This window comes from Delftia sp. WSY_16 (genome assembly GCF_043104415.1).
GTDB lineage: Bacteria > Pseudomonadota > Gammaproteobacteria > Burkholderiales > Burkholderiaceae_C > Comamonas > Comamonas tsuruhatensis.
In genome coordinates this window covers 107,192-131,455 of sequence record NZ_JBICKS010000041.1, presented here as the reverse complement: position 1 = coordinate 131,455, position 24,264 = coordinate 107,192, and the positions used below count along the sequence as shown (strand labels likewise).

15 protein-coding genes are annotated in these 24,264 nt (G+C 68.4%); 4 read left to right on the top strand and 11 right to left on the bottom strand.

The window, feature by feature from the left end; genetic code table 11:
• Nucleotides 1-16: 16 nt before the first annotated feature.
• The 8 genes from ACF8O7_RS25325 to ACF8O7_RS25290 form a co-directional block, all read right to left on the bottom strand.
• The gene (locus ACF8O7_RS25325) at nt 17-823 is read right to left on the bottom strand and encodes a tetratricopeptide repeat protein (RefSeq protein WP_392444567.1); all 807 of its coding nucleotides are present in this window, start codon (nt 821-823) and stop codon (nt 17-19) included.
• A 32-nt stretch (nt 824-855) separates the two neighbouring features.
• Nucleotides 856-1,500 carry a hypothetical protein gene (locus ACF8O7_RS25320; protein ID WP_016451378.1) on the bottom strand — a complete coding sequence of 215 codons (645 nt, stop codon included), beginning with the start codon at nt 1,498-1,500 and terminating at the stop codon, nt 856-858.
• Between the two features lie 318 nt (nt 1,501-1,818).
• Complete coding sequence (locus tag ACF8O7_RS25315) at nt 1,819-2,796, bottom strand: DUF808 domain-containing protein (RefSeq protein ID WP_016449189.1); 978 nt, start codon at nt 2,794-2,796, stop codon at nt 1,819-1,821.
• Nucleotides 2,797-2,921: 125 nt separating this feature from the next.
• A complete protein-coding gene (locus ACF8O7_RS25310) occupies nt 2,922-4,154 on the bottom strand; it encodes a VWA domain-containing protein (protein WP_016449188.1) in 1,233 nt (410 codons plus the stop codon).
• A complete protein-coding gene (locus ACF8O7_RS25305; RefSeq protein WP_392444564.1) occupies nt 4,151-6,718 on the bottom strand; it encodes a DUF5682 family protein in 2,568 nt (855 codons plus the stop codon). Before ACF8O7_RS25305 ends, ACF8O7_RS25310 begins: the two co-directional genes overlap by 4 nt.
• A gap of 62 nt (nt 6,719-6,780) precedes the next feature.
• Entirely contained in the window at nt 6,781-7,863 is a 1,083-nt protein-coding gene (locus tag ACF8O7_RS25300) for an AAA family ATPase (protein ID WP_016449186.1), read from the bottom strand.
• A 66-nt stretch (nt 7,864-7,929) separates the two neighbouring features.
• Nucleotides 7,930-9,684, bottom strand: a complete 1,755-nt coding sequence (locus ACF8O7_RS25295; protein WP_392444561.1) for a DUF5691 domain-containing protein — start codon at nt 9,682-9,684, stop codon at nt 7,930-7,932.
• Nucleotides 9,681-11,141: an SWIM zinc finger family protein gene (locus ACF8O7_RS25290; protein ID WP_126312137.1), complete on the bottom strand. Its 1,461-nt coding sequence runs from the start codon at nt 11,139-11,141 to the stop codon at nt 9,681-9,683. The genes ACF8O7_RS25295 and ACF8O7_RS25290 overlap by 4 nt, the downstream gene beginning before the upstream one ends.
• A gap of 481 nt (nt 11,142-11,622) precedes the next feature.
• On the opposite strand from ACF8O7_RS25290, the gene ACF8O7_RS25285 reads away from it, so the two are divergent.
• Together ACF8O7_RS25285 and ACF8O7_RS25280 are read left to right on the top strand one after the other, a co-directional pair.
• The gene (locus ACF8O7_RS25285) at nt 11,623-12,942 is read left to right on the top strand and encodes a putative DNA modification/repair radical SAM protein (protein ID WP_016450772.1); all 1,320 of its coding nucleotides are present in this window, start codon (nt 11,623-11,625) and stop codon (nt 12,940-12,942) included.
• Between the two features lie 15 nt (nt 12,943-12,957).
• Nucleotides 12,958-13,797 carry a TIGR03915 family putative DNA repair protein gene (locus ACF8O7_RS25280; RefSeq protein WP_046986777.1) on the top strand — a complete coding sequence of 280 codons (840 nt, stop codon included), beginning with the start codon at nt 12,958-12,960 and terminating at the stop codon, nt 13,795-13,797.
• A gap of 65 nt (nt 13,798-13,862) precedes the next feature.
• On the opposite strand, the gene purL is transcribed toward ACF8O7_RS25280, so the two are convergent.
• Nucleotides 13,863-17,894, bottom strand: coding sequence for a phosphoribosylformylglycinamidine synthase (gene purL, locus ACF8O7_RS25275; RefSeq protein WP_280047706.1), 4,032 nt, complete (start codon nt 17,892-17,894; stop codon nt 13,863-13,865).
• Nucleotides 17,895-18,072: 178 nt separating this feature from the next.
• On the opposite strand from purL, the gene map reads away from it, so the two are divergent.
• Nucleotides 18,073-18,888, top strand: coding sequence for a type I methionyl aminopeptidase (gene map, locus ACF8O7_RS25270; RefSeq protein ID WP_016450769.1), 816 nt, complete (start codon nt 18,073-18,075; stop codon nt 18,886-18,888).
• Nucleotides 18,889-18,977: 89 nt separating this feature from the next.
• Entirely contained in the window at nt 18,978-21,611 is a 2,634-nt protein-coding gene (locus ACF8O7_RS25265) for a [protein-PII] uridylyltransferase (RefSeq protein ID WP_193615978.1), read from the top strand.
• 81 nt (nt 21,612-21,692) lie between these two features.
• Here ACF8O7_RS25265 and ACF8O7_RS25260 read toward each other — a convergent pair whose 3' ends face one another.
• Together ACF8O7_RS25260 and def are read right to left on the bottom strand one after the other, a co-directional pair.
• A complete protein-coding gene (locus tag ACF8O7_RS25260; RefSeq protein ID WP_016450767.1) occupies nt 21,693-23,186 on the bottom strand; it encodes a nucleobase:cation symporter-2 family protein in 1,494 nt (497 codons plus the stop codon).
• 289 nt (nt 23,187-23,475) lie between these two features.
• Nucleotides 23,476-24,015, bottom strand: a complete 540-nt coding sequence (gene def, locus ACF8O7_RS25255; protein ID WP_126312140.1) for a peptide deformylase — start codon at nt 24,013-24,015, stop codon at nt 23,476-23,478.
• Nucleotides 24,016-24,264: the final 249 nt, after the last annotated feature.

Here is a 24,264-nt window from a genome sequence, read left to right as displayed (position 1 = left end):
GGTGCGGGTGCCGGTCTCAAGGCCGCGCCCACTGCGCCAGCGTGTGCCGCGCCAGCGCCTCGACATCCAGCGGAGACCGGGGGTCCACCGCCAGCTCTCCCAGCATCACCATGGCCTCGGGAATCTGGTTGCGCTCGCGCAGCAGCAGGGCCTTGTTCAGCAGCAGAAAGCCGCGGGTCTCGGCATCGGGGTCGGCCTTCAGGCCGCTGTCCAGCAGGGCAAGGCATTGGTCGGGGTCGTCCTCCATCAGGGCGGCTGTCTTCCAGGCGGGGGCGAAGCCAGGGGTTTCGCGGGTCATGGCCAGGGCGGCCTGGCGCACCTTGCTCCTGTCGGTCTCCCACTCCAGGGCGAGGTAGCGCAGATAGGTGCCTTGCGGGAGCTTGCCATCGCGCTCCATGCGCAGGCTGTGCACGGCCGTCTTGGCCATGAAGAAACCCCTGGGAGCCATTGCATCCACGCGCCGGTAGTGGCGATAGGCCGCATCAAAGTCCTTTTGCAGCAGGTAGGTGAATGCGGCGTCGTAGACGGGATAAGGCCAGTCCGGCGCCAGCTTCGAGGCGGTCTCGAAATGCGCCAGCGCAGCCCGGTTGTCACCGCGCTGCCCTGCGGCGCGGCCCAGGGCATGGGCATCGCGCGCCGCCTGGCTGACGGGTGTGGCGCGGGGCAGTTCCCAGCTGAAACGGCCATCGGCCTTGTCCAGGTCGCTGCGCTTGAGCACGCGGCCGGCGCTGTCCTTGAAGACGATGTCGTCGGCTGCCATGGCGGGCGCTGGCGCCAGCAGCTGCAGTGCCAGGGCCATGGCGGCAAGCAAGGGGAGCTTCATGGTGTGCTGAGCTTGGTTCGGGAAAGCCGATATTAGGGCGCAGAAGCAGACGCAGACGCAGACGCAGGAGCGGAGCCGGCAGAAGGGGATTCACCTGCAGGCCTGCCAGTTGAGGGGGCCGTGGCGGCGGCACGCCTTCCCCTGCCCCTGGCGCGCGGACGGGCAAGGTGATTCATTTGCCATTCCAGCGATTCGGTATCGAAGTCGAAGGCATCCAGCAGGGCAATGGCTTTCCTGGCCTCCCTGAAGTCCACTTCCGTGACGGGCGGACTGTGCCGCAGCGACAGATCGTGCTTGAGCAGCCATTGCTGCAGATCGGCCAGCGCGACGATGGAGATGCCCTGGTTGATGAGCTGTGACGCGGTAACTTGCGCCAGCATGGCCGGCGTCAGTTGCCTGCAGGAGCGCAGGCCCAGGACCTGCCTGAGCTTGGCCACCAGGGGAGTGCGCAGCTCGAACTGGGGCAGGCTCTCGAAATGGGCCAGGGATTCGAGGTACAGGTCCGGCTCCGCATGTATGGCGTCCAGGTCGTTGGGCAGATTCAGCAGTTCGCAGATGCGATTGAGGGCGGTGCGTGCGCGTTCGGTGCCGAGTTTCTCGGCCTTGCCCGCTTGCGCGACCGAGCAGCCGGCGATGACGGAGCGCAGCACATTGGCCTTGGTGAGATTGGAAATCATGGAATCCCCCTGATGAAAATCCAGGGACCCGCGCGGAATCAGCTTCAGCCGCCCGGTCCCGACAATGGCTCTGGCGCGGCGATGGGCCGTTCACGGAACCTCGGAGGCCGGCAGGCGCAAGTGCATTGCGCCGCCGCCAAGGGACAGGAGGACGCCAGGCCTTGCAGAGTTCCAGGGGAAATGCACGTGCTTGCGCCCACAGTCAAATGCAATGCGCTGAGGTGCAAATTCCATGCAGATTCCATCGAAAAGGGGGCCTGACGGCCCCCCTGGTGTGCTCTGCCGGCTGCAGCCCCGGCAGGCCTTGCTTGCGGCGACTCAGCGGCGGCGCAGGCGCTTGATGCCTTCGACAGCCGCCAGCACGATGGCGCCGGCCACGATGCCGGCCACCGCGTTGAGCACATTCACCGCCAGCACGCGCCACAGGCCGCCCAGCGCGCCCTGGGCCACGGCATCGCCCAGGCCCTCCACGGCGTGGTGCAGCGCAGGCACGCCGTGCACGAGGATGCCGCCGCCCACCAGGAACATGGCGGCCGTGCCCGCAACGGACAGCCCCTTCATGAGCCAGGGCGCGGCGGCGACGATGCCCCGGCCCAGCGCGCGGGCCGCGGCGCTGGCACGCTGGCCCAGCCACAGTCCCAGGTCATCGAGCTTGACGATGCCGGCCACCAGGCCATAGACGCCCAAGGTCATGATGAGGGCAATGCCCGCCAGCACGGCGACCTGCTGCCCGAACGGCGCCGAGGCCACGGTGCCCAGGGTAATGGCGATGATCTCGGCCGAGAGGATGAAGTCGGTGCGCACGGCGCCCTTGATCTTGTCCTTTTCCATGGCGACGAGATCGACGCTCGCATCGGCATTGGCCTGGGTGAGGCGCTCGCGCTCCACGGCATCTTCCTCGGGCGAATGCAGGAATTTGTGGGCCAGCTTCTCGCAACCCTCAAAGCACAGAAAGGCGCCGCCGACCATGAGCAGCGGCGTGACAGCCCAGGGAATGAAGGCGCTGATGAGCAGCGCCGTCGGCACGAGGATGACCTTGTTGACCAGCGAGCCCTTGGCCACGGCCCAGACCACGGGAATCTCGCGCTCGGCGCGCACGCCCGTGACCTGCTGGGCGTTGAGGGCCAGGTCATCGCCCAGCACGCCGGCCGTCTTCTGCGCAGCCACCTTGGTCATGACGGACACATCGTCGGCCATGGCCACGCTCTTGCGGGCCGCGACCTTGGTCATGAGGGCCACGTCGTCAAGGATCGCTGCAATATCGTCAAGCAGCATCAGCAAACCAGCACCAGCCATCGCGTTTCTCCAGTGAATTGTTGGGGGGCCTTGCGGCCTGGGCGCCATCATGGGGCACGGGCATGTCCTGCCCGTGTAGGAGAGGCCCGGCGGCCGGCCGGGCCACCGGCCTGAGCGGCCATCCGCTACTTGCTTGTCTTGAAGCCCTGCCCTGCCGCCCAGGCCGCCACGTCGTCGCGGCGGATGGCGGCGGCCATGAGCTGCGGGAAGGCGTCCGGCGTGCAGGCAAACGAGGGCACGCCCAGCGCGGCCAGCTTGGCGGCCAATTGTGCATCGTAGGCAGGCGCGCCTTCGTCGCTGAGCGCCAGCAGCGTGATGAACTGCACGCCCGACTCCACCAGCTCGGAGGCACGTCGCAGCAGGCCGCTTTCCACGCCGCCTTCGTAGAGGTCGGAGATGAGCACGACGATGGCATTGCGCGGCTCGCTGATCAGGCCCTGGCAGTAGCCCACGGCGCGGTTGATGTCGGTGCCGCCGCCCAGTTGCACGCCGAACAGCACGTCCACGGGGTCGGAGAGCTTGTCGGTCAGGTCCACCACCGCCGTGTCGAAGACCACCAGACGGGTAGCGACGGCCGGCAGGCTGGCCATGACGGCACCGAAGATGCTGGAGTAGACGACGGAGTTGGCCATGGAGCCGCTCTGGTCTATGCACAGGATGACTTCGCGCTGCGGGCGGCGGACCTTGCGGCCGTAGCCGACCAGGGTCTCGGGCACGATGGTGCGGTAGTCGGGCTGCCAGTGGCGCAGATTGGCGCGGATGGTGCGGTTCCAGTCGATCTCGGAATGGCGCGGGCGGCGGTTGCGCTGGCTGCGGTCCAGCGCGCCCGAGACGGCGCTGCGCATGGGCTCTTCCAGGCGGCGCATGAGGTCGTCCACCACCTTGCGCACGACGATGCGCGCGGTCTCCTTGGTGTTCTGCGGGATGACGGAGCCCAGGGAGATGAGGTCGGCCACCATGTGCACGTCGGGCTGCACATGCTCCAGCATTTCGGGCTGGAGCATGAGTTCGCGCAGGTTCAGGCGCTCCATGGCGTCTCGCTGCATGACCTGCACGACCTGGCTGGGAAAGTACTTGCGGATGTCGCCCAGCCAGCGGGCCACGCTGGGCGAGGAATTGCCCCGGCCGCCCCGGCGCGAGAGGCTGCCGTCCTTGTTGTCTTCTTCGTAGAGCGCGGCCAGGGCCTTGTCCATCTCTTCGAGGGAGCCGCCCTTGGCGCCCAGCCCGCCGCAGCTGCCCTCGGCCGGCTGGCCCAGCACCAGGCGCCAGCGCTGCAGCCGGTTGGTGGGCTGGACAGCGGGGTCCTGCGGATCGGCGTCGGCAAGGGATGCATCGTTCACGGTGGCAGCGGTGTTCATGGCTGGGCCTCCTGCGGGCTGGACAGCAGTTGCGCGGGCAGGTTCAGGCCCAGCAGTTGATCGAGTACGGGAAGGGCAAGCACGGCGCGCGCCTCGTTCCAGGCGCCGTCGTCACCGCCGCCTGCCGCGCCTGCGGCACCTGCGGATGCAGCCGCCACGACGGCCGCACTGCCCTGCCCTCGCCGGGCCTTTTCGCCCAGGCTCTGGCGGTCATGGTTGGAGAAGGCCGAGAAGCTGCGGCGCACCAGCGGCAGGATCTGGGTGAACTGGGTCTCGCCCAGCTGGGCCAGCCAGGCATCGACGGCGCCCCAGATGGCGTCGTCGTGCAGCAGCACCAGGGCCTGGCGGTTGAGAAAGCCGTCCAGCCAGGCGGCAGCGTCCAGCGGCGGCACGCCCAGCGAGAGATTGCGGCCCAGTTGCGTGGCCACGGCCTCGCTGTCCAGGCGGTGGGCATCCAGCAGCAGGCGGCAGGACGTGCCGCGCAGCAGGGCCGCGCCGGCGTCGCCCAGGGCAATGCTGCGCAGGGCGCCGAACCAGACCTCGCGCGTCTCCTCGGCATCGCGCAGGCGCAGGGCCTCGTGGGCCTGCAGCACCGTGGCCTGCATGTGCCTTGCGGCGTCTTCATCCAGCGCCATGCAGGCCAGGGGCAGGCCGATGGCGGCACGCAGCGCCATGCTGTCGATCACCGTGGCCAGCGCCTGGGTGTCGGTCTGGCGCACGCTGCCGTAGCGCAGCACATTGGCCAGCGGCGGCAGCGCCTGCATGAGCTGGGAAACGTCGCCGGTGCTGGCAGAGCGGTCGGCCAGGTCGTGCATGAGGGCATCGACCAGGTGCGGCAGGTCGGCCAGCAGGGCGTCGTCGATGGTCTTGGCCAGCTCGGGCAGCGGTGTCTCGGGCGTCAGCGCCTGGCGCACCTTGGCGGCTGCAGCCTGCACCAGGGTGCCGCCGTAGCGGCTGGCCTCGATGACGCGCACGGCCAGCTCGGGCTCCCACTGCAGCTGCCAGCTTTCGCGGAAGGTGCCCCGGTTGCGCTGCTGGTCGGTGGTGACGCTGCCCCACTCTATGCCCAGCAGGCGCAGCCGATGCAGGAAGTGGCTGCGGTCGCGGTCCGTGTCCTTGCGCAGGTCCAGGGCCAGAACCTTGGCGGCCGCCTCGGGCTTGAGGCGCAGGCTTTTTTGCTGCTGCTCGATGTCGCGCTGCAGCGGCACCTGGGGCACGTCGGCGGGCACGCCGCCGATGCGGTCGCCCACGCTGAGTTCGCGCTCGATCAGGCGCAGCGGAGCGCGCTCGCCCATGCTGATGACGGTGACGATGGCCTCGTCCAGCTCGGGCAGGCCCGGGCTGGCGTGGCCGCGCAGGGCGGCCAGGCTTTCGGCCAGGCGCGTGGCCTCGATGATGTGGGCGCTGGAGCAGTCCAGGTCCTTGGAACGCAGCAGATGGGCCACGCGCGCCAGCCAGCCGACGGTGCGCCGGGTGCTGGCGCGTGCCGGGTCGGCAGCAGGTGCGGACTGGAGCAAGGACTCGGGCGCAGGCTCGGAGCAGCGCCACAGGTGTTCATACCAGCCCGGCGAATCCACGCCCGCTCCATAGCCGCTGGACGCGCACAGGTTGCGGTAGGTCCAGGGCGCCCAGGTGGCCTGGACCTTGGCCTTGGGCAGGCCCTTGAGCGTGGCGGCATCGGCCTTGGCGGTGACCTGGGCCTGCAGGGCCGGCACATGCCATGCGCCGCAGACCACGGCAATGCGCTGGTGGCCGGCCTTGACGGCCTCGCGCATGCACTGGCGCATCCAGGCTTCGCGCAGCGCCTCGCGCCGGGCGTGGCGTTCTCCGCGCACTTCGTTGGGCAGCTCGGCGCGCACCACGGCCATGGCTTCGGCAATGCCCTCGAACAGGGTGGCGCCGTCGCCGCGCTCCTCGACCATGCGGTTCCACCAGCTTTCGCCGTCGGGGTAGCCTGCGGCCTCGGCCAGCAGGTCCAGCGGATCGCGCCAGTCCCGCCTGCCGGGGTCCGAGGGATCGACGGCGAGGTCGGCAGCCGGCACGGACTGCGTGGTGTCGTCGCGGTCCAGGGCCTCGGCGGCATTGCTCTGGAGCTGGCCGCCGTCTGCCGCAGCGGCGCCGGAATCGGAGCCGGTGTCGGCATCCTGGCCTTCATCGCCCGCATCCTCGCCCGCATCACCTGCATCTGCTGCCGCCGCCTCGGCCCGGCGCCGCTCCTGCTCGGCCATGTCCAGCGCCATGCGGTGGGTCTGGGGCAGGTCGATGAAGCGCGTGGCCACGCCCTGGCGCGCCGCCCATTGCAGGGCCTGCCATTCGGGCGAGAACTCGGCGTAGGGATAGAAGGCGGCATGGGCCGGGCTGTCCTGCACATAGACCAGCATGGCCACGGGCGGCTGCAGGTCGGCATGCTGGAGCATGGGCAGCAGGGACTCGCCCTCGGGCGGGCCTTCGACCAGCAGGCAGTCGGGCTGCAGCTGCTCCAGGGCCTGCAGCAGGCTGCGCGCGCAGCCCGGGCCATGGTGGCGGATGCCGAAGAAATGAAGCGGATTGGCAGAGGTGGCCATACGGGAAGTGCGCAGGAGATGCGCAGAAGATGCGGTCGGTCAGCGGAGCGGGAGTGCGGGCTTCAGAGCTGCTCGCGGCAGGCGCGGTACAGGTCCTTCCAGTCGCTGCGCTCCTTGACCACGGTCTCCAGGTATTCCTTCCAGACCACGCTGTCCTGCACCGGGTCCTTGATCACGGCGCCCAGCAGGCCCGAGGCCACATCGCCCGCGCGCAGCACGCCGTCGCCGAAATGCCCGGCCAGCGCCATGCCGCTGTTGATGACCGAGATGGCCTCGGCCGTGGACAGCGTGCTGCTGGGCGACTTCACGCGCACGGTCTTGCCGTCCTCGGTCTGGCCGTTGCGCAGCTCACGGAAGATCTGCACCACGCGGCGCACTTCCTGCAGGGCCGGCGGCTCGGCGGGCAGGGCCAGGGCGCGGCCCTGCTCGGCCACGCGCTTGGTGACGATCTGCACTTCCTCGTCCTGCGATGCCGGCACGGGCAGGACCACGGTGTTGAAGCGGCGCTTGAGCGCGCTGGACAGCTCGTTCACGCCCTTGTCGCGGTTGTTGGCCGTGGCGATGACCGAGAAGCCCTGCACGGCCTGCACCTCGGTGCCCAGCTCGGGCACGGGCAGTGTCTTTTCGGACAGCACGGTGATCAGCGTGTCCTGCACGTCGGCCGGGATGCGGGTCAGCTCTTCGATGCGGGCGATCTTGCCCAGCTTCATGGCGTTGACCAGGGGGCTGGGAATCAGCGCCTTCTCGGACGGGCCATGGGCCAGCAGCTGCGCGTAGTTCCAGCCGTAGCGCAGCTGCTCCTCGCTGGTGCCGGCCGTGCCCTGCACCAGCATGGTGGAGTCGCCGCTGACGGCGGCCGACAGGTGCTCGGACACCCAGGACTTGGCCGTGCCCGGCACGCCGTACAGCAGCAGGGCGCGGTCGGTGGCCAGGGTGGAGACGGCGATTTCCATCAGGCGCGGATTGCCGATGTACTTGGGGCTGACCTCGAAGCCGTTGCCGAGCTTGCCGCCCATGAGGTACTGGAGCACGGCCCAGGGCGACAGCTTCCAGTTGGGCGGACGCGGACGGTCGTCCACCTTGCGCAGGGCTTCGAGTTCTTCGGCGAATTGCTGTTCGGCATGCTGGCGCAGGACTTGGCTCATGGTGTGCTTCCGGAAAGGGATGGGAATGGGATTCGGTAGGGGGTGGGTGGCAAAGCGGGCCCGGCCTCAGGCCTGGCCGCGCAGTGCGATGAAGGCCTGGTGCAGGCCCAGGCGCAGCTCGACGATGCGCTCCAGGTGGCCGCGCATGCGCTCCTCGTCCCAGGGCCGCGCGCGGCTGCGTTCGAGGCGCGCCTGCTGCTGGGGCGTGAGGGGAATGGCCGGGGCGGCTGTTGCTGCAGATGCCGAAGCGGCTGCGGTCTCTGCAACAGGCTCGGCCGGGGGCTCCGGCGCGGGCTCGACCTGTGCATCCAGCACCAAGGGCTTGCGCCACAGCTCGGCAAAGCGCTCCAGCGCGGTCACGTCCAGCATGCGCGCGCAGGACAGCAGGGCCTGGTCGGCGCGGTAGCTGTGCCAGTTGCCCGTGATCTGCTTGCCGCCCACGGCCACATGCAGTGCCTCGGTCAGCCGCGCCGACAGCGCGGGCGAGAGCAGTTCGGCACCGCCCAGCGACTGGGACATGCCCTCGATGGCGTCGATGAGCTTGTGCCTGTCGCGCTCGAACTGTGCAATCCAGCGGGACTCGCGTTCTTCGGGGGACAGCCGGGCCATGAGGGCGGGCAGCAGCGCATCGTGGCGCATGTCGCGGCCCAGGGCCTGGGCGGCATCGATCCATTCCACGTCCAGCTGGTACTGCAGGGCCCGCACCCAGCCCTGGCGCAGCGAGGATTTCCAGTCGCTGCGCCGGCTCCACTCCATCACTTCCAGGGGCGTCAGGCCCAGGGCCCGGGTCCAGAAGGACACCGGGGTGAGCTGCACCATCTGCTCCAGCAGCCAGGCCTTCTTGCCGCCACGGAAGTAGGCATCGGGCTTGAGCGTGATGCCGTCGCGCTCCCATTCCTTGAGGCCTTCCTCGGGAGGCTCCACGATCCACTGGCCCTTGTCGTCCTGCTGCAGCATGGACTGCATCCAGCCCATGACGCGCTGGCTGTGCGCGCTGTCCGGCAGGCACGAGAGCATTTGCGCGGCGTTCTCGCGGATTTCCTTGCTGCGGTCGGACAGCAGTTTTTCGAGCAGCGGCTCGTCGTCCATGCCCAGCCCCACGGTCAGTGCCTGGACCATGGGCAGGCGCTCCTTGGCGCCCAGCTCCTTCAGGCTGCCTTCCAGCCGCGCACGGGCCTGGGCGGCATCGGCCGCGCGCTCGCTGCGCAGCAGGGCCACGCGCTGCTCGACCGAGCCCTCCTGCCAGACCAGTTCGGGGTCGGCGGTTTCCTCCACGCCGCTGGCATAGCTCCATTGCGGATTGAGCGCGCCCAGCCAGCGCCCGCGCTCGCCCAGCACCGGGGCCAGCCACTGGCGCAGCTCCACGGACTGGCGGCCCTGCTCCAGCGCAGGCACCAGCAGGTCATGGGGCAGGCGCTGGCCCGCCTGGTCCAGGGTGCGCAGCATGGAGGCCTGCAGCTCGAACGGCCCGTCCTTGAGCACGTCACCCATCAGGGTCTGCAGGCGAGCATCGGCAGGCGCGGGGCGCGATTCTGCAGGTGCCGCGGCCGGCACGGCCAGCGGTGCCGGCAGGCGCACCTGCGCGCCGGGCTGCCAGCCTGCGCGCTCGAACACGGCCGCCACGGCGCTGGCGCGCAGCAGTTGCTGGGCGGGCGAGTCGCCGGGCAGGTCCGCCCGGGGCAGCAGCGCGGCCTGCACGGCCTGCTGCGACCACGGGGCAGACGGATCAACGCCCGAAGCCAGCGCAGGCGGCACGGCCAGCCGGTCCGAGCCGACCATGGCCGATTGCTGCAGCGCAGTCCAAAGTTGTGTGTTGCTCATACCGGTTCACCCTGGTTCTGCCAGATACATTGCCGGGCGCTTTCGCCCTCGCGGGCCTGCCAGGCGCTCAGCAGGCGCCAGCGGCCCACGGCCGGGCCGGGCTCCCATTCGCCAAACAGCTGCATGGGCGCGCCGCCGCTGAGCGCCAGCAGGCGCCAGGCTTCGGAATCGTCAATGGCCACGGGAACGGGTTGCACAGACGCGGCAGTGCCGTCAGCAGACACGCCGGGCGCAGCCGCCGATGCGCCCGGCGCATCGGGCCAGGCCGCAAACCATTGGCCCTGGGCAGGCACCAAACGCAACCCGTCCTGGCACAGCGGCTGCGTGGCCTGCAGCGGGTTGGCGGCAATGCGCCGGCCCATCTGCTGCAGGACGTCGCCCACGGCCGAGGTGTCCAGCGGGCTGGCGCCCTCGGCAGGCAGCGCAGGCCCGTTGCCGTTGGCGGCAATGGCGCGCAGCGGCGCATGGCCCGGGTAGAAATTCAGCGCGCAACCGTAGCGATGGCCAGGCACCCAGGCCGATTCGAAGCCGCGCCCGCCCTGCGCATAGTCCAGCACCAGGGCCATGCGGCCCGTGCGCTGCCCGTGCAGCCAGACGCGGCGCTCCATGAGCCGGCCTTCGCGCTCGATCATGCGCAGGCCGGCCACCAGCCATTCGTCCTCGACCAGTTGGCCGCGGGCCTGCACTTCGGCCTTGTCCATGGGCCAGCCCAGCGCGGCCATCACGTCGGCCTTGACCTCGGGGCTCAGCGATTCGCGGCGGCGCACGGCGTCGATGATCAGCTGCCAGTGGCCCAGCTGCACCAGCATGTCGCGCGGCCAGTCGCGGTGGCTGTCCACCAGATCCCGGCAGTCCTTGATGCGTGCCGCCATGCCCGTGGCCTGCGCATCGACCATGCGCGCGGCCATGGTGTTCCAGCGCTGGCGCATCTGGGAGTCGCCGGCCTGGTTGGCCAGGCCCGCGCGCACCATGTCCTGCATCCACAGCGACAGTTCCTGCAGGCCCGCCTCGACCTTGTCCCAGCGCTTGTCTTCGCGCCTGGCCTGCTGCCTGGCCGCAACCTCGGGATCGGGTGGCGGCTCGGCCGCCGCGGCGGCTGCCTTGGCCTCCTTCTTCTCGGCCTTTTCCTGGCGGCTGTCCAGCCAGGTCTGCACCCAGGCCGGTGGATCGCCGCCCTCGGTGACCTGGCCGCCCGCACGCATCAGCATCAGCGCCAGCCCATGCTTGCAGGGGAACTTGCGGCTGGGGCAAGAGCATTTGAAGGAAGGTCCCGACAGGTCCACCTGGGTCTGGTAGGGCTTGCTGCCGCTGCCCTGGCACTCGCCCCACACCGCCACATCGTTGGCACCCATGGTGGGCCATTTGGCGGGCGATTGCAGCCCCTTGGCGGCCTTGCTGGAGGAAGCGTCCGGCGATAGCGCCAGCACTTCGCTCTCTGTTCCTAATACACGCGACACCGAAGCTCCCTCTCCAAGTGTTTGTCATCGCCAGGCGCATTGAATGAAGAAACGACCGCGCCCGGCAAGCCCGAAAGCCTATCAGCAATAGTTATCGGCAATTTGAAACAAATCACAACAACGTCAAACCTCTCTCCCATGAACCGGGAACCCCATGGCGCGCAGCCAGCTGCGCTATATCAGCGCATGCATTGATGACACCAAGCCGTACCAGCCTTCAGACATTGCAAAAAGACGCAGGAAACACGCATTCACCATTTCCTGCGATGCACATCGCCACCCATTGAAAGCAAGCACTCATTCCGCACTGAAAACGGTTTCATTCCATTGCACTGGCAACCATTGCAATCCGCTGGCCATTGCGATAGCCCGACAGTGCGTTCAAACCGGAGCCAGGCAAGGCCGGACCAGACCCTGGCTGGGGGATGGGCTCTCGAAAAACCGGATGTGCCAGGCAAATATACTGTATATTCATACAGCCATGGAGCTGCAACGCAAACTTTTCATCCTCGCCGACGCCGCCAAGTACGACGCCAGTTGTGCCTCCAGCGGATCGCAGGGGCGCGACTCGCTGGACGGCAAGGGCATGGGCTCGGTCACCGGCATGGGCATCTGCCACAGCTATGCGCCCGACGGGCGCTGCATCTCGCTGCTCAAGATCCTGCTGACCAATGTCTGCATCTTCGACTGCCGCTACTGCATCAACCGCAAGAGCTCCAACGTGCAGCGCGCCCGCTTCACGGTGGCCGAGGTGGTGCAGCTGACGCTGGACTTCTACCGGCGCAACTGCATCGAGGGGCTGTTCCTGTCCAGCGGCATCATCCGCTCCAGCGACTACACCATGGAGCAGCTGGTGGAAGTGGCCCGCCGCCTGCGCGAGGAGCATGACTTTCGCGGCTACATCCACCTCAAGACCATCCCGGATGCCGCCCCTGAATTGCTGGCCCAGGCAGGCCGCCATGCCGACCGCCTGAGCATCAATGTGGAACTGCCCACGGCCAGCGGCCTGGCGCAGTTCGCGCCTGAAAAGGACGGCCGGCGCATACGCCAGGCCATGCAGGGCGTGGACCGGCATGTGCAGGCCTGGCGCGCGGCCACGCGCGAGCAGCGCCAGGCGCAGTCCCTGCCCGGCGCGCCCGCGCAGCGCGCCGCCGTGCCGCGCTTCGCGCCGGGCGGGCAGAGCACGCAGATGATCGTGGGCGCCGACCGCGCAACCGATGCCGACATCCTCGAATCCAGCCATACGCTGTATGCGGGCTACGGCCTGCGCCGCGTGTACTACTCGGCCTTCAGCCCCATTCCCGATGCCTCGCGCGACCTGCCGCCGCAGGCGCCGCCCCTCATGCGCGAGCACCGGCTCTACCAGGCCGACTGGCTCATGCGCTTTTACGGCTACGGGGCGGGCGAGATCGCGGCGGCCAGCCGCCACGGCATGCTGGACCTGGAGATCGACCCCAAGCTGGCCTGGGCACTGGCCAACCGCCAGCAGTTCCCCGTGGACCTCAACCGTGCGCCGCGCAGCCTGCTGCTGCGCGTGCCGGGCCTGGGCACGCAGACGGTGGAGCGCCTGCTGGCGGCGCGCCGCGTGCGCCGGCTGCGGCTGGACGACCTGCTGCGGCTGCGCGCCCCCGTGCAAAAGGCCCTGCCCTTCGTGCTGATCGACGGCCACCGCCCCCTGCTGGGCGAGACCGACTCGGCCGCGCTGCGCACGCGGCTGATCGCGCAGTCGCAGGCCAGCCAGGCCCAGGCGCGGCACAGCGGCATGCGCGTGCAAAGCGCACTGCAGGCCAGCCTGTTCTAGAACCTGGAGCACGCCATGCACGGACAGGCCCTCACCATCGAACTCGACAGCCCCGACGACTGGCCCGGCTTTCGCGCAGCCTGCAGGGCGCTGCTGGCCCATGGCGCCGACCCCGCCCTGGTGCGCTGGCGGTGGCCCGACACGCCGAGTGCGCAGCCACTCGGCGCGGGGGTGGACCTGTTTTCCAGCGCGCCGCAGCAGGCCATGCCCGCCTCGGCGCTTGCCGGGCTGGCCGGCCCCGGCGAGGCAGGGCTGTCCCTGTCGGACACCCAGATGTCCGCCCTGCGCCATGCCTGCATGCACCGCGCGGCAGGCCGCTTCGAGCTGTGCCACCGCTGGCTGGCGCGCATGCAGGCCCGGCCCGAACTGCGGCTGGATGCGCTGGATGCGGACTGGCGCGCCATCGAGGCCCTGGCCCGCCCCGTCTCGCGCGAGATCCACAAGATGCACGCCTTCGTGCGCTTTCGGACGACACAGCGACCGGACCTGCCCGAGCTGCACATCGCCTGGTTCGAGCCCGAGCACCACATCGTGCGCGCGGCGGCACCCTTCTTCTGCAAGCGCTTTGCCAACATGCACTGGGCCATCCTCACGCCGCAGTGCAGCGTGCACTGGGACGGCCATGCGCTGCGCCTGGCGCCCGGCGCACGCCGCAGCGATGCCCCGCCAGCCGACGCGGGCGAGGCCCTGTGGCTGACCTACTACGCCAGCACCTTCAACCCCGCGCGCCTGAAGGAGCAGGCCATGCTGCGCGAGATGCCGCGCCGCTACTGGCACAACCTCCCCGAGACGGTGCTGATCTCCACCCTGGTCCAGCAGGCCCGCGCGCGCACGGGACAGATGCTGGAGCAGTAAGTACAGGCGCAAAAAAACAAAGGCCCCGAAGGGCCTTTGTCTGCTTTGCAGCGTCGCTCAGTGCATCAGCCCAGCCACTTGCGGGCGTTGCGCCACACGCGCATCCAGGGGCTGAATTCCGACTTGTCGCCGTTGGTCCAGCTCATCTGCACGTTGCGGAACACGCGCTCGGGGTGGGGCATCATGGCCGTGAAGCGGCCATCGGCCGTGGTCACTGCCGTCAGGCCGCCGGCCGATCCGTTGGGATTGAACGGGTACTGCTCGGTGGCCTTGCCGTGGTTGTCCACATAGCGCATGGAGGCGATGGCCTTGTCCGCATTGCCGCGGAAGCGGAAGTTGGCAAAGCCTTCGCCGTGGGCCACGGCGATGGGCAGGCGGCTGCCGGCCATGCCCTGCAGGAACAGGCTGGGCGACTCCAGCACTTCCACCATGGACAGGCGCGCCTCGAAGCGGTTGCTCTGGTTCTGCGTGAAACGCGGCCAGTCCTGGGCGCCGGGAATGATATCGGCCAGTTCGGCAAACATCTGGCAGCCATTGCACACGCCCAGGCCGAAGGTGTCGCTGCGGCCGAAGAACTGCTGGAACTGCGCGGACAGGCTGTCGTTGAAGGTGATGGAGCGCGCCCAGCCGATGCCGGCGCCCAGCGTGTCGCCGTAGCTGAAGCCGCCGCAGGCCACCACGCCGGCGAAGTCCTGCAGCTGCGCGCGGCCGCTTTGCAGGTCGGTCATGTGCACGTCCACGGCGTCGAAGCCGGCCTCGGTGAAGGCGTAGGCCATTTCCACATGGGAGTTCACGCCCTGCTCGCGCAGCACAGCCACGCGGGGCCGCGCGCCCAGGTTCAGGAAGGGTGCGGCCGGGTTCTCGGCCGGGTCGAACGTCAGGTGCAGGTGCATGCCCGGGTCGGCAGGCTCGCCGGCTGCGGCGTGCTCGCTGTCGGCGCAGGCCGGGTTGTCGCGCTGCTGGGCAATCTTCCAGCTGACGGCATCCCAGACCTGATGCAGGTCGCTGAGCGAGGCGCCGAAGACGGACTTGGCATCGCGCCAGACCTGCAGCTCGCCCTTGCCCGCATCGACCTTGGAGGAGGCAGGACGCGTCTTGCCGATGATGTGGCTGCAGGTGGACAGGCCATGCTCGCGCAGGGTCTGCAGCACGGCGGCGCGGTCGGCCGTGCGGATCTGCAGCACGGCGCCCAGCTCTTCGTTGAACAGCGCGCGCAGCGTCATATCGTCGCGGCGGCCGCTGATCTGGGAGGCCCAGTTCTTGCCTTCGCCCGAGTCCATGCGGCTGTCGCTGATGCCGTCGCCTTCGGTGACCAGCATGTCCACGTTGATGGCCACGCCCACATGGCCGGCAAAGGCCATCTCGGCCACGGTGGCCAGCAGGCCGCCGTCGCCCTTGTCGTGGTAGGCCAGGATCTGGCCCTTGGCGCGCAGGTCGTTGACGGCATCGACCAGGGCAATCAGGTCCTTGGCGTCATCGAGGTCGGGCGTCTCGTTGCCGGTCTGGCCCAGCACCTGGCCCAGGATGGAGCCGCCCATGCGCATCTTGCCGCGGCCCAGGTCCACCAGCACCAGGGTGCTGTCGTCTTCCGAGGCGTCCAGCTGGGGCGTGAGCGTGCCGCGCACATCGTCGATGGAGGCAAAGCCCGTGATGATCAGGCTGACCGGCGAGGTCACCTTCTTGACCTGGCCGCCCTCGTTCCACTGGGTGCGCATGGACAGGCTGTCCTTGCCCACGGGAATCGAGATGTCCAGCTGCGGGCACAGCTCCATGCCCACGGCCTTGACGGTGGCGTAGAGCGCCGCGTCTTCGCCGGGCTCCCCGCAGGCCGCCATCCAGTTGGCCGACATCTTGACCCTGGACAGTTCGATGGGCGCGGCCAGCATGTTGGTGATGGCCTCGGCCACGGCCATGCGGCCCGACGCCGGCGCGTTGATAGCCGCCAGCGGCGTGCGCTCGCCCATGGCCATGGCCTCGCCCTTGAAGCCCTGGAAATCGGCCAGCGTGACGGCCACGTCGGCCACGGGCACCTGCCAGGGGCCGACCATCTGGTCGCGGTGGGTCAGGCCACCCACGGCGCGGTCGCCGATGGTGATCAGGAAGCGCTTGGAGGCCACGGTGGGGTGGGCCAGCACGTCGATCACGGCCTTTTCCAGGGGCACGCCGGTCAGGTCCATGGGGGGCAGCTCCCGCTGCACGGTGGCCACGTCGCGGTGCATCTTGGGCGGCTTGCCCAGCAGCACGTTCATGGGCATGTCCACGGGGAACTTCTGGTCGCCCGAGGCCACGGCCGTGTCCTCCAGCACCAGCTGGCGCTCCTCGGTGGCCGTGCCGATCACGGCAAACGGACAGCGCTCGCGCTCGCAGAAGGCCGTGAATTCGGCCAGCGATTCGGGCGCGATGGCCAGCACATAGCGCTCCTGGCTTTCGTTGGACCAGATTTCCTTGGGCGCCAGGCCGGATTCCTCCAGGTTGACGGCGCGCAGGTCGAAGCGCGCGCCACGGCCCGCATCGTTGGTCAGCTCGGGGAAGGCATTGGACAGGCCGCCGGCACCCACGTCGTGGATGGCCAGGATGGGGTTCTTGTCACCCTGGGCCCAGCAGTGGTTGATGACTTCCTGGGCGCGGCGCTCGATCTCGGGGTTGCCGCGCTGCACGGAGTCGAAGTCCAGCTCGGCCGCGTTCGTGCCGCTGGCCATGGAGCTGGCAGCGCCGCCGCCCATGCCGATGCGCATGCCGGGGCCGCCCAGCTGGATCAGCAGGGTGCCGGCGGGGAACTCGATCTTGCGCGTCAGCTCGGAGTCGATCACGCCCAGGCCGCCCGCGATCATGATGGGCTTGTGGTAGCCGCGCATCACGGCATCGGCACCCACGCCGACCTGCTGCTCGTACTCGCGGAAATAGCCGGTCAGGTTGGGACGGCCGAACTCGTTGTTGAAGGCCGCGCCACCGAGCGGGCCCTCGATCATGATCTGCAGCGGGCTGGCGATGTGCTCGGGCTTGCCCACTTCGCTGCCCCACAGCTTGGAGACCGTGAAGCCCGACAGGCCGGCCTTGGGCTTGGAGCCGCGGCCCGTGGCGCCCTCGTCGCGAATCTCGCCGCCCGCGCCAGTCGATGCGCCGGGGAAGGGGGAGATGGCCGTGGGGTGGTTGTGCGTCTCCACCTTCATGAGGACGTGGTTGACGGCCTTCTTCTTCTGGTAGCTGGGCGCCTTGATCTTGTCCAGGGCCGCCTCGAAGGTGGCGACGAAGCGCTCGACCTCATGGCCTTCCATGATGGAGGCGTTGTCCGAGTAGGCCACCACCGTGTGCTGGGGCGAGACCTGGTGCGTGTTGCGGATCATGCCGAACAGGCTCTTGTCCTGGGCCACGCCGTCAATGGTGAACTGGGCGTTGAAGATCTTGTGGCGGCAGTGCTCGCTGTTGGCCTGCGCGAACATCATCAGCTCCACGTCCGTGGGATTGCGCTGCAGGCCCTTGAAGGCGTCGACCAGGTAGTCGATCTCGTCGTCGGCCAGGGCCAGGCCCCATTGGCGGTTGGCAGTCTCCAGCGCCGCGCGGCCGCCGCCCAGCACATCGACGAACTCCATGGGAGCGGCTTCCAGGGCGGAGAACAGCTGCTCGGCCTCGGCGCGCGTGGCGAAGACCGATTCGGTCATGCGGTCGTGCAGCAGGGCCGCGATCTGCGCGGTCTGCTCGGCCGACAGCTCGGGCTTGCCACCGAGCAGGCCGCTCTTGAGGACCACGCGGTACTCGGTGATGCGCTCGACGCGGAAGACTTCAAGGCCGCAGTTGCGCGCGATATCGGTGGCCTTGGAGGCCCAGGGCGAGATCGTGCCCAGGCGCGGGGTGACCACCAGGGCGGTGCCATCGGCCGGGCCTTGCGGGCCTTCGTAGGGATCTCCATAGGTCAAGAGCGCCTGGAGGCGCTCTTGCAATGCGGGCGTGGGTGCGGCGTCCGTGGCCACCAGGTGCACGAAGCGCGCGGCAATGCCGGTGATTTTGGGATGGATGGCGACCAGGTCGGTCAGAAGCTGCTGGGCGCGGAACGAGCTGAGAGCGTTTCCACCCTCGAACTGTGTCAGATGCAAGGTCACGTGGCGGCCTGTTGGGTGAGGAGGCTTGTGAAAAGCGCCCTGCGGCCCCGCCCGGCTGGGGGCAGGCCGCAAGGCGCTGAATCGGTGAGGCCGCCATTTTACCGGGCTGCGCCGTCCCGGTGGCGACAGCCGCCCCTTACCCCTGCACGTCCAAAGGCGCAATGGGATAATTGCGGGCATGAGCATCACCATCAAGAGCGCCGAAGACATCGCAGCCATGCGCGTGGCATGCCGCCTGGCTTCGGAAGTGCTGGACTACATCACCCCCCACATCAAGCCCGGCATCACCACGGCCGAGATCGACCGGCTGGGCGCCGAATGCATGGCGCAGCAGGGCACGGTCTCCGCCACCATCGGCTACCAGCCGCCTGGCTACCCGCCCTATCCCGGGCACCTGTGCACCTCGGTCAACCATGTGGTCTGCCACGGCATCCCCAACGACAAGCCGCTCAAGAAGGGCGACATCGTCAATGTGGATGTCACGGTCATCACCAAGGACGGCTGGTACGGCGACAACAGCCGCATGTTCCTGATCGGCGAGTGCTCCATCGCGGCCAAGCGCCTGTCGGCGCTGACCTTCGACGCCATGTGGCTGGGCATCCAGCAGGTCAGGCCCGGCGCCACGCTGGGCGACATCGGCAACGCCATCCAGACCTTTGCCGAAGGCCACGGCCTGTCGGTGGTGCGCGAGTTCTGCGGCCACGGCATCGGCCAGAAGTTCCACGAAGAGCCCCAGATCCTGCACTATGGCCGCCCCGGAACGGGCACCGTTCTCGAAGAGGGCATGGTCTTCACCGTCGAGCCCATGCTCAACCTGGGCAGGCGCGAGATCAAGGAACTGGGCAAGGACGGCTGGACCATCGTGACCAAGGACCACAGCCTCTCGGCCCAGTGGGAACACACCCTGGTGGTGACCAAGACGGGCTACGAAGTCATGACCCTGTCGGCCGGCTCGCCCGCGCTCCCGCCCTTCGTGACTGCCACGAGCTGCTGAGGCTCGGCATGTTTCTTGCGTGATGCGCAGGCAAAATGGCACTGCGCCCAGGGCACCCGCTCCAGGCGCCTCCCCTGCCCTGGCCGCGCATGAAACAGATCACTGACCACACTCCTTCCAACTCTGCGCCCGCAGCCCCGGATTCGCTGGAGCAGTTGCGCGCGCAGTACGCCCTCGATCGCGGACGCTGGATAGGCTCGCTGCTGGCGCCCACCATGGGCCGGCGCGGCGTGCGCCTGGTGCTGCAGCACCTGAGCGATCTGGCCGACACGCTGCTGCGCGCGCTGTGGCACCGCGCCGGCATGCCTGCCGAGGCCTGCCTGGCCGCCGTGGGAGGCTATGGCCGCGCCCAGCTGTTTCCCTACTCCGACATCGACGTGCTGGTGCTGCTGCCGGCCACCGGCACGGCAGCCCCGGAGCTGACCTCGCGCATAGAAAAGTTCATCGGCAGCTGCTGGGACGCGGGCCTGGAGATCGGCTCCAGCGTGCGCACGCTGGCCGAATGCCTGCAAGAGTCCGGGCGTGACCTCACCGTGCAGACCGCCTTGCTGGAGTCGCGCCGCATCTGCGGAAACGAGCCGCTGTTCGGCGAGTTCCAGCAGCGCTACCAGGCACAGATGAATGCGCGCGCCTTTCTGTCCGGCAAGCTGCTGGAAATGCGCCAGCGCCACAACAAGTACGAGAGCACGCCCTACTCGCTGGAGCCCAACTGCAAGGAATCGCCCGGCGGCCTGCGCGATCTGCACACCATGATCTGGCTGGCCCGCGCCGCAGGCCTGGGCCACAGCTGGCAGGCCCTGGCGGAAAAGGGACTGATCACCGATTTCGAGCGCCAGCAGCTCGAAGACAACGAGGCCATGCTCAGCCTGATACGCGCGCGCCTGCACGCCGTGGCGGGCCGGCACGAGGACCGCCTGGTCTTCGACCAGCAGACCGCCGTGGCCGAGGCCTTTGGCTACCGCTCCACCTCGGCCGAGGGCCGCAAGCTGGCCATGCGCGCCAGCGAGACGCTGATGCGCCACTACTACTGGGCAGCCAAGGCCGTGACCCAGCTGTGCCAGATCCTGCGCCTGAACATCGAGGAGCGCCTGAACCCACGCCCCACGCCGCGGATCCGGCTGAACTCCCGCTTCTACGAGAAGGCCGGCACCATCGAAGTGGCCAGCGACGATCTGTACGAGCGCGAGCCGCATGCCATCCTCGAAACCTTCCTGATGTACGAGACCCATGTGGGCCTCACCGACCTGTCGGCACGCACGCTGCGCGCGCTGTACGGCGCGCGTGACCTGATGGATGCGGCCTTCCGGCGCGACCCGGTCAACCGCGCCACGTTCATGAAGATCCTGCAGCAGCCCAGCGGCATCACGCATGCCATGCGGCTGATGAACCAGACCTCGGTGCTGGGGCGCTACCTGTGGCCCTTCCGGCGCATCGTGGGCCAGATGCAGCACGACCTGTTCCACGTCTACACGGTGGACCAGCACATTCTCATGGTGCTGCGCAATGTGCGGCGCTTTTTCATGGCCGAGCATGCGCATGAGTACCCGTTCTGCTCCCAGCTGGCCAGCGGCTGGGACAAGCCCTGGCTGCTGTACGTGGCCGCGCTGTTCCACGACATCGGCAAGGGCCGCGGCGGCGACCACTCCATCATCGGCGCCGTGGAGGCCAAGCGCTTTTGCCGTGCCCACGGCATTGCGCGCGCCGACGCCGAGCTGATCGAGTTCCTCGTGCGCGAGCACCTGACCATGAGCCAGGTCGCGCAAAAGCAGGATCTGTCGGATCCCGAAGTGATCCAGGCCTTTGCCGAGCGCGTGGGCAACGAACGCAACCTCACGGCGCTGTACCTGCTCACCGTGGCCGACATCCGTGGCACCAGCCCCAAGGTGTGGAGCGCCTGGAAGGGCAAGCTGCTGGAGGACACCTATCGCCTGACCCTGCGCGTAATGGGTGGCCGCGCGCCCGACGCGGCCGCCGAGATCGAGGCGCGCCGGCGCGAGGCTCTGGTGCAGCTGGCGCTGACGGCCCAGCCCTTCGAGTCCCACAAGAAGCTCTGGGACACGCTGGGCGTGGACTACTTCATGCGCCATGAGGCCGCCGACATCGCCTGGCACACACGCCACCTGTCGCGCCACGTGGGCACCACCCGCCCCGTGGTGCGTGCGCGCCGCTCACTGGCGGGCGAGGGCCTGCAGGTGCTGGTCTACGCACCCGACCAGCCCGATCTGTTCGCGCGCATCTGCGGCTACTTCGACCGCGCAGCGTTTTCCATCCTGGATGCGCGCGTGCACACGGCCCACAACAGCTATGCGCTGGACACCTTCCAGGTGGTGGCGCCCGCCATGCAGGAGCAGTACCGCGAACTCATGCACATGGTCGAGAACGACCTGGTCGCCGCCTTGATGGAGGGCGGACCGCTGCGCGAGCCCTCGCCCCGGCGCCTGTCGCGCCGCGTCAAGAGCTTCCCCTTCGCGCCGCGCGTCACGCTGCGACCCGACGACAAGGCCCAGCACTGGCTGCTGTCCATCTCGGCCACGGACCGCGCCGGCCTGCTCTACACCGTGGCGCGCATCCTGGCCCAGCACCACCTGAGCGTGCAGTTGGCCAAGGTCAGCACGCTGGGCGAGCGCGTGGAGGACAGCTTCCTCATCGAGGGTGCGGAGCTGCAGAACAACCAGCGCCAGCTGCTCATAGAGACCGAGCTTTTGCAGGCCCTGGCAGTCTGAGCCGATTGCGCAAAAAAAGCCCGCCCTGTTGTGCAGGGCGGGCTCGTCGGGTTCATGCGCTGGCAGGCGGGGATGCAGCCATCAGTGCATGGCGGACGCAGGCGCCGACACCGTGGCCACTTGCTTGCCCTCGCGGTCATAGAGCTTGCCGTCGACCACCCGGTCGCCATCGGCCAGGGCAGACAGCACAGCCTCGCTGAGCACGCGCTCCGATCCGGCGCCGAACACCGATGGCTCTTCGGGGTTGCCCTGCTTGAAGTGATTGAAGACCAGGTTCAGCAGCAGCACGGTCACCGCAGTGGAGCTGATGCCCGAATGGAACATGGTGGCGAACCAGTCCGGGAAGTGGTGATAGAAGTCCGGCTTGACCATGGGCAGCACGCCCATGCCGATGGACGCCGCCACGATGATCAGGTTCATGTTGTTGTGATAGTCCACCTTGGCCAGCGTGCGGATGCCGCTGGCTGCCACCGTGCCAAAGAGCACCAGGCCCGCGCCGCCCAGCACCGAGGGCGGCACGCAGGCCACGATGCGCCCCATGATGGGCAGCAGTCCGAAGGCGATCAGGATCAGCCCGCTGAAGGCCACCACATAGCGGCTCTTGATGCCCGTGACCGCGACCAGGCCCACGTTCTGGGCAAAGGCGCTCTGCGTGAACGAACCGAAGAACGGGGCCACCACGCTGGACAGCATGTCGGCACGCAGGCCGTCGGCCAGGCGGCGCGAATCCACGCGGGTGCCCACGATGTCGCCCACGGCCAGGATGTCGGCCGAGGTCTCCACCAAGGTCACCAGGATCACGATGGACATGGAAAGCGTCGCCGCCAGGCTGAAGGTCGGCCAGCCGAAGTGCAGCGGCATGGGCACGGCGAACCACGCACCGCTGCCCACCTCGGAAAAGTCGGACTTGCCGATCATGGCCGCCACCGCCGTGCCGATGACGATGGCCAGCAGGATGGACAGGCGCGAGATCATGGCGTTGCCCAGCTTGCTCAGCGCCAGCACGATGACCAGGGACAGCCCGGCCAGGCCGATGTTGCCCATGCTTCCGTAGTCGGCCGCCTGGGGATTGCCACCCATGGCCCAGTGGGCGGCCACCGGCATCAGCGACAGGCCGATGATGGTGATCACGCAGCCATTGACCAGCGGAGGAAAAAAGCGCGTGAGCTTGGAGAAGATGGGCGCAATGATCAGGCCGAACACCGAGGCAAAGAGCACAGCGCCCAGCACCCCCTGCATGCCGCCGCCCGTATGTAGGATGCTGACCATGGTGGCCACGCCCGAGAAGGACACGCCCTGCACCAGCGGCAGGCGCGAGCCGAAGAACGGAATGCCCAGCGTCTGCAGCAGCGTGGCCAGCCCGCCCATGAAAAGGCAGGCCGTGATCAGCAGACCTGTGTCGGCCGCCGACATGCCCGCCGCATTGGCCATGACCAGGGGCACGGCCACGATGCCGCCGTACATGGTCAGCACATGCTGCAAACCATAGAGGGTGTTGGCCGTGAGGCCGAGTTGCTCGTCCTCCGGGCGGATGTCTGCGCCCAGGGCCGGCGCATTGCCAGAACTTTTTTCCATCGCTGTCTCCTTGTCCTCTTGTTCACAGAACGCCGGACAAGTACGCGGCAGCCGGATGGCGGCAGGCGCGCCCCCGCGCACCTTTTGCCGCCGACCCGATAGGCCGCGCTCTCCTGCATCCTGCATCGCGAAGCCCGGTGGCTGCTTGGCAGCTCTTGGCGGGCGAACGCACACAATCCCCGCCTTGGCGGGAAGTGCCAATGTACGGCGCCAGCATGGAAAAATTGTCTACCGATTTGTATACAAAGACCTGACCGAAGATCCTTGAATACGGGCAGCGCCCGCCCGCTCAGTCGTCCTCGGCCGCGCTGATGCCAGGGAACAGCACATCGGTGAAACCGAACTGGCTGAAGTCACGCATGCGCATGGGATAGAGCTTTCCCCAAAGGTGATCGCACTCATGCTGGACCACACGCGCATGAAAGCCATCCACCGTGCGGTCGATGGCATCGCCAAACACGTCGAAGCCCGTGTAGCGGATATGGTTCCAGCGCGGCACCATGCCGCGCATTCCGGGCACGGACAGGCAGCCTTCCCAGTCCAGTTGCTCTTCCTCGCCCATGGGCGTGATGACCGGGTTGATGAGCACGGTGCGCGGCACCACGGGCGCATCGGGGTAGCGCGGATTGGGCAGGCCGGAGCCGAACACCACCATCTGCAGGTCCACGCCAATCTGCGGCGCGGCCAGCCCCGCGCCATTGGCGGCATGCATGGTGTCCAGCAGGTCGCTGAGCAGCAGGTGCAGTTCGTCGGTGTCGAATTCGGTCACGGGCTGGGCGACGCGCAGCAGGCGCGGATCACCCATTTTCAATATGGTGCGTACAGTCATGGCAGTGCACGGTGATGCAGGAAATGCGGGTCGCCAAGCATAGCGGGCGCACCGCGCACCTTGACCACACCCACCTGCTTCGCCCCCCCGATCACCCCCTCTCGGCCCCCTTGGCCGCCATGGCCACACCGCGCTGGCACAATCGCAGCATGCCCAGCACCGCCAGAGAGTCAGCCGCCGCGTCCCCAGAGGACCGTGACACAGGCGCGCAGCAAACACCCGCGGCACAGGCCCGGCAGCCGGATGCCA